At 63.0% G+C, this 7,847-nt stretch carries 6 protein-coding genes, 1 tRNA gene and 1 pseudogene; 7 read left to right on the top strand and 1 reads right to left on the bottom strand.

The features are described from left to right. Positions 1-23: 23 nt before the first annotated feature. Complete coding sequence (locus MTR66_RS17445; protein ID WP_243923386.1) at positions 24-452, bottom strand: hypothetical protein; 429 nt, start codon at positions 450-452, stop codon at positions 24-26. A 174-nt stretch (positions 453-626) separates the two neighbouring features. On the opposite strand from MTR66_RS17445, the gene MTR66_RS17450 reads away from it, so the two are divergent. From MTR66_RS17450 to MTR66_RS17480, 7 genes and pseudogenes are all read left to right on the top strand, one after another. Continuing rightward, positions 627-703 (top strand) — tRNA-Arg (locus MTR66_RS17450). Between the two features lie 233 nt (positions 704-936). Continuing rightward, positions 937-2,151, top strand: a complete 1,215-nt coding sequence (gene repC / locus MTR66_RS17455) for a replication initiation protein RepC (RefSeq protein WP_243923388.1) — start codon at positions 937-939, stop codon at positions 2,149-2,151. A 322-nt stretch (positions 2,152-2,473) separates the two neighbouring features. After that, positions 2,474-3,238: a ribbon-helix-helix protein, CopG family gene (locus MTR66_RS17460; RefSeq protein WP_243923390.1), complete on the top strand. Its 765-nt coding sequence runs from the start codon at positions 2,474-2,476 to the stop codon at positions 3,236-3,238. Next, on the top strand, positions 3,235-6,207 hold the full coding sequence (mobF, locus tag MTR66_RS17465) for a MobF family relaxase (protein WP_243923392.1): 2,973 nt from the start codon (positions 3,235-3,237) through the stop codon (positions 6,205-6,207). Before MTR66_RS17460 ends, mobF begins: the two co-directional genes overlap by 4 nt. A 65-nt stretch (positions 6,208-6,272) precedes the next feature. Then, positions 6,273-6,928 (top strand): annotated as a pseudogene (gene parA, locus MTR66_RS17470) (ParA family partition ATPase). Between the two features lie 35 nt (positions 6,929-6,963). Then, a complete protein-coding gene (locus MTR66_RS17475) occupies positions 6,964-7,182 on the top strand; it encodes a ribbon-helix-helix domain-containing protein (protein WP_243923396.1) in 219 nt (72 codons plus the stop codon). 222 nt (positions 7,183-7,404) lie between these two features. Beyond that, positions 7,405-7,680 (top strand): hypothetical protein, encoded by a 276-nt coding sequence (locus MTR66_RS17480; RefSeq protein WP_243923394.1) that lies wholly within the window; start codon positions 7,405-7,407, stop codon positions 7,678-7,680. Positions 7,681-7,847: the final 167 nt, after the last annotated feature.

Here is a 7,847-nt window from a genome sequence, read left to right on the forward strand (position 1 = left end):
AACTGGCAAGGCCGTTTGGCGGGCTACGCCGTGAAGGGCGGTTCTCCGGAGCTGGCGGGTGCCAGCTGCAGTATTGCGTCGCGCGCGGCCTGGAATTCGCGCCAGAGGGCCTGCGCGGCCCCATCCGGCCGGGTCCCGTGTTCCAGCGCAGCGAGCAATGCGGACAACCCCGCCTCCATCAGCGCCGACAGATCCTCGATACCGCGCTCGGCAATGGCACGGCGGGGAGCGCCCGCATCGCCTATCGCAATGGGGAAGCCCTGCACGTCTTGGGGGAGGGATTCGGCCTCCGCTCCGGCAATGGCGGCAACGGCATCGGCGGCCTGATGCAGCGCCTGCCACTTCATGCCGAGCGTGCAGGCCGCCCCCTGCTCGAATCGCAAGGGAGCCGGGCGCGGCAGGACCGTGCTGGCCGTGACGGCGCCATCCGGATTGTGCGGAGTCGTGTCCATGATGTGCCGGATTAAGGCGGGCTGCCTTGCCAATTTCCTAACTGTCAGGGCCGTCACGCGGCGTATTCCGGCTGGACGGGCCGCCCGTCTGAGCAGGCCGCGCAGGGTTTCGGGAAAAACCCGTGAATTGCCGCTGGTAACGCTGCGCGGCCTCTGCTAACCGCCCGCTTTGTTGCACCCGTAGCTCAGCTGGATAGAGCGCTGCCCTCCGAAGGCAGAGGCCAGAGGTTCGAATCCTCTCGGGTGCGCCAGATTTCTCAAAAAAATCAGATAGTTGTGATTTCCACTTCGGTGGAGCACAATGTGAAGGTTCGCGAAATGTACGCGGAACACATTTTTGCGACCCACCGGATCCATGGCGCAAACGAAAAACCGCTGGGAGGACGGCTATCCTCTCCAGCGGTCGATATGAAGCAGTAGCTACCCGGAAACATTACGCCATTGGCGAATCGCCTGCAAGGCCGAACCTTGCGGGAGGTGCCGCATGGTAAGCGTCACCCAGAGGCACGATGGCCTGTGCGAGACCATCAAGGGCAAGCGTGGGCTGATCGAACTGATCCGGGACATCGGCCGCAAAGGCCTCGGCCTCAACGCTCGCCAGATTCGCTATCTCGAAATCTCGATCGACTGGTGCCGGGAAGGCGATTTTCGGGAGGGGGCGATCTGCGCGCATTGGCAAGGCGTCGATACGCTGGCCCAGGAACTCGGCTGCAGTGTCCGGCAGGTCTGGAACATCGAGATGTCGCTTGAGGATGCTGGACTGATTCAGCGAACCTTCGGGAGGAATGGACACCGTTGCGGCAAGCGCGGCGGCGCCAAGGACATCCTGTGGGCGGCCGGTATCAACCTGGCTCCGCTGCTCGATCCGGAGATGCTGCTCAGACTTCTGGAGCTCCGGAAGGACCTCGATGAGGAGAGGGCAGCGCAGGAGATTTTGCGCGGCGAGATCCAACTGGTCCGTCGCCAGATTCGAGCTTGCGGCGACGAGGGCGCGATATTGCGCATGGACTTGATCCTGCCCGGCGGACGCACTTCGCGGCTGACCGATAGAGGGCGCCTCCAGGAATTGCTCGAGGCACTGCAGGCCGTGCACGCGGTCATTGCCGCAGCTTCTGGCGACGCCAAAATTTCCGATGGAGATGCAGGAATTGCCAACGCATCGGAAATTTCGGACGCACCATATACCCTGAAAAGACCTTCCAAGAATTCTTGTATGGGCTCGGCAAGGGAAAAGCGTGCGAAGGTCTCGCCACGGCAGGCGATGTTGCTGGCGTCCACGGACTACCAGACGAAGGTGGAACTGCTGGGCGGACCAAGCGCCGCGAATCTCGTCGAGGCCTCGTCGCAGTCCTGCGTCGAGCTTGGTATCGCCCCAAGGGCCTGGGGCCAACTCTGCGATCGATTGGGGCGCGAAGCGGCAGCGCTCACGATCCTCGTCATCGATCGCAACGCCCGGTTGCCCCAAGACGATCCCTACCATGTCCGCAAGCCTGGAGGATGCGCCTTCGGTATCGCCCGTAGGGCCAAGTCCGGCAGCGTCAATCTGCATGGCATGTTGCTCGCAGGACTTCGTATGGACCTCGACCGGGAACTTCCGGGGAGCCTGTCGCGAGATGCACGCAGCGATGACGAAGGGTGCTTCATGAAGGGGCTTCTGTCGTCGGTCCTGAAGAACTTCGACCTGGAGGTTCGGCCATGAATGGCAGTCTGCACGTCCGGCCTCACGGCCGCATTTGCCCCACTGGCAACAGGGTTCGTTTTCCCGGAGCCAGCCCCCGGATCAGCCCATCCCTCGAGGATGCGAAGAGAAGTGGTGTTCACACTCCACGCTATGGCTTAGCGTTTCGCTGGCATCGGGAACCCCGCGCAAATCCGCCGTTCTATGGCCTCGGGTGCAGACTAGGCGGCCCAGAAAAGCTCAGAATGGCGTTCTACGCGCCTAGGCCCGTGTTCTATGCACTACCTAGAACCCCGCAATTCCGCCATTCCTTGCCTAGAGCCGCTGGAAGGGAGGCTCCGCCATGGGCCAGGTAAACGTTACCTACGACGACGCGCTGCTCCGGCGCCTCGATGGCTTGGCAGAGCAATTGGGCCAGTCCCGGCCGGACCTGCTGCGTGCGCTCGCCGAGGAGGCGGTCAAAGCACACGAACAGGGACGGCCGATGTTCGAACCGCCCGCGGCGCCGATCGATGCGGCGGCGGCGATGGGCCTTGCCCTCAAAGTCGAGCAGCTCAGCATCGATCTCGATCGTTTGGCCCGCTCTTGGGACCGGCGGGAGAAGAAACTGGTCAAGGCGTTCAACGCCACCGAGGACGCCAACCGCGATGCTCAGGTGCACTTCTCCCATGAGATGATCGAACGCTTTCGGGATGGCTCCATGCCGTTCCTGCGCAAGATAGTCGAGGTGCGGCAACTGATCGCCGAGCTGAAGGACGACGTGCTTGCGGCCACGCGTGAACCGGCAAGTCTCGCCGCTATCCGTGCAGACCTTGCAGCAATGAAGACCGCGATGCGCCGGTCGCGTCGGCAATTCCATTTCCACTTCGGTCGCGACTGGACATTCGAAGGCTGGCAGCTCGGTGCGCTCAGCCTATCTGCCGTGGCGGCGCTCATGGTCGGGGAGATCCTGCTTGCCACCGTGCTGCCCTATCGCTGGCTGGCGACGCCGCTCTCCCTGAAGCTTTTCGGTTCAGCCGATGCCGGGATTTGCGAACTCTACGCCCAATCCCGTCATCTCGACCGCTGCCCGGTTCTCGCCCCCGAGAAAACGGGAGGCGAGCCATGATTTCGATCGCCGCGGTCAGCGGCGATGGGGCGAGCTACTATGCGGCCGACAACTACTACACCGCACGCGAAGGCACCGAGCAGAGTGCATGGCTGGGTAAGGCCGCCGAAGATCTGGGGCTGGCAGGCATCGTCGATCCCGACGTGTTTGAGCGGATTCTGGCGGGCAAGTTGCCTGATGGCACCCAGCTCGATGCACGGCGCGGAGAGCACCGGCCGGGGCTCGATCTTACCTTTTCGGCGTCGAAGTCTGTATCGCTGTTGGCGCTGGTTGGCGGCGACAAACGGATCGTTGCCGAACTACGGGGCGCGGTGGCATCGACGCTGGGCTGGATCGAGACAAACCTTGCGGAAACCCGCGTCTGGAACGGCTCGAACCAGGTGACGGAGCGGACCGGCAACCTGCTCGCCGCCACCTTCCTCCACGACGTCAACCGCAACCAGGAACCCCAACTCCATATCCATGCGGTGATAGCCAACGTCACGAAAGGTTCGGACGGCAAATGGCACGCGCTGAAGAACGATGAACTCTACGCCCGCCAGCATACGATCAGCGCGGTGTTCAACGCCGAGCTGCGTTCCCGGATCGAAGGGTTGGGTTATAACACGCAGCCTGCCCGCAATCCGATTGACGGGGCATTCGAAATCACGGGCGTAAACCGCGATGTGATCGATGCCTTCTCCACGCGCTCGCAGGAGATCCGCGCTGCCCTGCAAGCCGAAGGACGATCCTCCCCCCGCGAACGCGAACTTGTCGCGCTGACAACGCGCCGGAGCAAGGATGCCATTATCGATCCCGAAGAGCGCGGAAAGGGTTGGGCGAAGCTGGCGGAGAAGTGTGGTCTCGATGCGAAGGAACTGGTGCGCGAGGCGATAGGTAGGCTCGACAAGGGCCAGTCTATGTGGGGGCGTGTGGTCGAGGGCATTCGCGGCGTGGGCGCGAAGGGGCAGGCTATGGCCGCCGCGATGGGTCTCAGTCCCCGCGATGGCGATGTCCTTGTACCCGAACGTCTGGGGCGTCTTGCCCCGCGAGATTACGCTGCCGCCCAAGCTGTGGCTTCGGCTTCACGCGAACTGTCCGAACGCGAGGCAGGTTTCGACCGGCTCGATCTGATCGGCAAGGCGCTGGACCGTATCGGTCCTGTGACCGTAACTGGCATCGAGGCACGGATCGATCTGCTGCAACAGAAAGGCCTGCTCCTTGGCACCGCGCGAATGGTGACGCCGGAGATGATGGTGCGTCTCGAACAGGCGATCCTTGCGCACTTGCGCGATGCTCGTGGCGTCGCCACGCCCTTGCTGGACCGCCCGGATGCGGCGGTGCGTGTTCAGGAAGCGGCCCGTGAACTAGGCCTGCGGCGGCTCAATCCCGGCCAGCAGGGCGCGGCGGTCGATATTCTCTCGACCTCCAACCGCGTCCATTATGTGCAGGGCGGCGCGGGTGTGGGCAAGTCGGCCGCGCTGGGGCCGGTGGCTGCTGTCGCGCACAGTACCGGCCATCGGGTTCACGCCCTGGCGATAGCCACCCGTACTGCGCGGGAATTTGGCGAGAAGATCGGGGCACCTGGGCAGTCGATCGCTTCGTTTCTGGCGCGTCATGCCCGCGTGCTCGATGGCACGGCCAGTCCCGATCGCCTGGCCGCCGCGCGCGAGGAAATCGCCGGTTCCTTCATCATGGTCGACGAAGCCTCGATGGTGCCCAATCACCAGTTCGAGCAAATCCTGCGGCTTGGCAATATTCTGGGTGCCGAGCGGGTGATTATGGCAGGCGATACCCGCCAGTTGCTGGCCATCGAGGCGGGCAAGCCCTTCGAGGTGACGCAGGAGCACGGCGCGCCGATTTCGCATATAACCGAGAACCTGCGCGCGGCCTCGCCGCTGATGAAAACGGTGAATGCCGCGTTGGAGCAAGGTGATATCGCCAAGGCCTTCGAGGCCTTGAAGGATAACACGCTGGAAGTCCGCAAGGATGCCGCCGCGTCCCATGCGGCTGAACTCTGGACATCTCTCCCGAAAGACCGGCGCGAGAACACGGTGTTGCTCGCACTCAGCCGTTCGATGCGCGGGGCCGTCAATGAAGCTGTTCAGCAGCGTTTGAAGATGGCCGGAGAGATTGGCCGCGACGGTCTGCGCCTTGCTGTGCACGATCGCGTAATGATTACCCGTGAGGGCGCACGGCAGATGCGCGCCTATCAGGATGGGCGTGTCGTCGAGTTCAACACCAGTCTGCCACGCCAAGGCTTCGTCCGAGGAGATCGAGGCGTTGTGATTGGACAGGAAGGGCGCGTCGTTTCCCTCCGGATGCCGGACGGAACGGTCCGGGCACTGGAGCCGCACCGCTTTGCCCGCAACCTGAAGCACGATGCCGTTTCGATCCATCAGGAGAAGCAGCTTTCCGTCCATGAAGGCGACCGCATCCGCTGGACCGCCAACGACAAGGAGCGCGGCCTGCTCAATAATCAGCTGGCGCAGGTGCAGTCGGTCCATTCCGATAGGGTCACGGTGAGGACGACCGGCGGGCAGGTTCATGATCTCAAGGCGGGTGATCCGATGTTGGAGAAGCTCGATCTCGCCTATGCGCTCACCGTCCATGCCGCGCAGGGCCTCACCAGCGAAAGTGGTATCCTGGTCATGCGGGAGGAGGAGCGGCTGCTTAACTCGGCCCGGTCCTTTCTGGTCGCCGCTACCCGCGTCGCCAATGATATCACGCTGGTAGTTGACAATGCCGGAGCGCTCGAACGGGGGATTGCCCGCAATGCGGGCGGCAAGACCAGCGCGCTCGAGATTGCGGGGAACCTGCCGGATATGCCGCGCAGCGAGTTGATGAAGCTGGCGCTCAAGCTGGGCTTCGAACCCGGCAACGGCCAGATGGCCGGCAAGGAACGCGACTTGGCGCTGGAGAAGGAACTCGGCCGCGATCGCGAACCTCAGCGCGGCGAAATCTCCCGCGACTTCCAGATCGAGCGCTGACGATGCGGTGCTCGCACACCTTCACACCTGCACAGTCTCACATGTGAACACGAGGACGCATGAACATGTCCACGATTGCCATCATCTCGCAAAAGGGCGGAGCCGGAAAGACGACGCTGGCTATTCATCTGGCGGCAGCGGCCGAACGCGCCGGGCAGGTCGGTCTCATTATCGACGTCGATCCGCAGGCCACGGCCAGCCAGTGGTCGGAATGGCGTAAGGGACGTCCACCAGAAGTCATCGACAGCGCGCCGCCACGTATCGCCGCCAAGGTGGAGGCGGCAAAGACCCAGGGCGCGCACTTCATCGTGATTGACACGCCGCCTCACGCCGATAGTGCCGCGACCCGGGCGATCGAGGTGGCGGACCTTGTATTGATTCCCTGTCGTCCCAGCGCTTTCGATCTCGCCGCGATCCGCACCACGATCCAGCTTGCCAGGCTGGTCGGAAAGGCTGCTCATGTGATCTTCACCGCCGGGCCGCCCAACGCGCCCCGGATTTATGACGATGCCCGAAGTCTGGTCGCCGGTTCGGCGCGCAGTGTTGTCCCTTCATCGTGCCCGACCGGGCCGTCTACCGTCATGCCAGTGCGGCGGGCGCCACCGCTTTCGAGCTGGAGCCGGACGGCAAGGCGGCCCGCGAGATCGAACAGCTTCACCTGTGGGCTTGTGAACGCCTGAACATGCTCACACCCTCACAGGTTCCGGAGGGCGTTCGATGAGCCGGTTCGCCAATCTCTCGGACAAGGTGGCCGCAATGGCGCCCAAGACTGCGGCCAACCCGCCCGCTATGTCCTCGCAGCCCACAACTGCGAGTCGTATCGGCCGCAAGGCGATCTCAGGTTACTTCTCGCCTGAAATGTCGCTCGCCATGCATACCTGCGCGCGCCGCCACGGTATGAACTTGCAGGCCCTCATGGCCGAGGCGTTCGATGACGTGCTGCGCAAGTATGGCGAGAGTCCTATCGGGAAATGAGATATCCGGCGAGACGGAGGAATTGATGCGGGACAGTTTTGAGATGAGCAAAAGAGACCACCGTCAGCTCAGATTGCGAGCGAAGGTGGAGTTTCTTGTCCAGCGCTTCGGTCCGGCTGAGCGGGAGCATTTGCTGGTACAGCAAGAGTTGTTTTGCCGGTCATGACGGACATGGGGACAAATGAGGCCGGTGCAAGCTCCCGGATATTCCGGCATCGGAAGATGTTCGAGCTCGCCGTTGACCGCCTTGTCGGAGACCGTATCCGTGCAGACGGACACGCAGCCGTGGAGCTGTGGTCGGCCATCGCCAATATCGAGTGGACCGCTCCGGACGGAGGTACCGTATCGTACTCTCTGCGTGGCGCTGGCGAAATGGTCGCATGGATACGGGAAGAGGGAAACTATCTGGACTGGTACTGCTCCGGCCCGTCGGGCCATGTCGCGTTATGGATCGAACAAGCCCTGGCGCAAGAAGGTTGGACCTGGACGAGTAAGTGACGGATTCCGCGTCCCCATGGCGTCGGCCAAACGGGTGTCGGAAAACATTGTCTCGCAGGCCCTTGTACGGCTCGACAAGGAAGCCGTTTTGCCAGGAAGAGCCGATTTAACGGCTCGGTGAGGGGCTTTGTTGCACAAATGAAGCGGTGGTTAGCCGTGTGGCTTTG

The sequence above is a fragment of the Novosphingobium beihaiense genome, assembly GCF_022832375.1.
GTDB classification, from domain to species: Bacteria; Pseudomonadota; Alphaproteobacteria; order Sphingomonadales; family Sphingomonadaceae; genus Novosphingobium; species Novosphingobium beihaiensis.

Coding starts and splice junctions, on each gene's coding strand:
- repC (WP_243923388.1), top strand. CDS start 937: ATGGTAAGCGTCACCCAGAGGCACGATGGCCTGTGCGAGACCATCAAG.
- mobF (WP_243923392.1), top strand. CDS start 3,235: ATGATTTCGATCGCCGCGGTCAGCGGCGATGGGGCGAGCTACTATGCG.
- MTR66_RS17460 (WP_243923390.1), top strand. CDS start 2,474: ATGGGCCAGGTAAACGTTACCTACGACGACGCGCTGCTCCGGCGCCTC.
- MTR66_RS17445 (WP_243923386.1), bottom strand. CDS start 452: ATGGACACGACTCCGCACAATCCGGATGGCGCCGTCACGGCCAGCACG.
- MTR66_RS17480 (WP_243923394.1), top strand. CDS start 7,405: ATGTTCGAGCTCGCCGTTGACCGCCTTGTCGGAGACCGTATCCGTGCA.
- MTR66_RS17475 (WP_243923396.1), top strand. CDS start 6,964: ATGGCGCCCAAGACTGCGGCCAACCCGCCCGCTATGTCCTCGCAGCCC.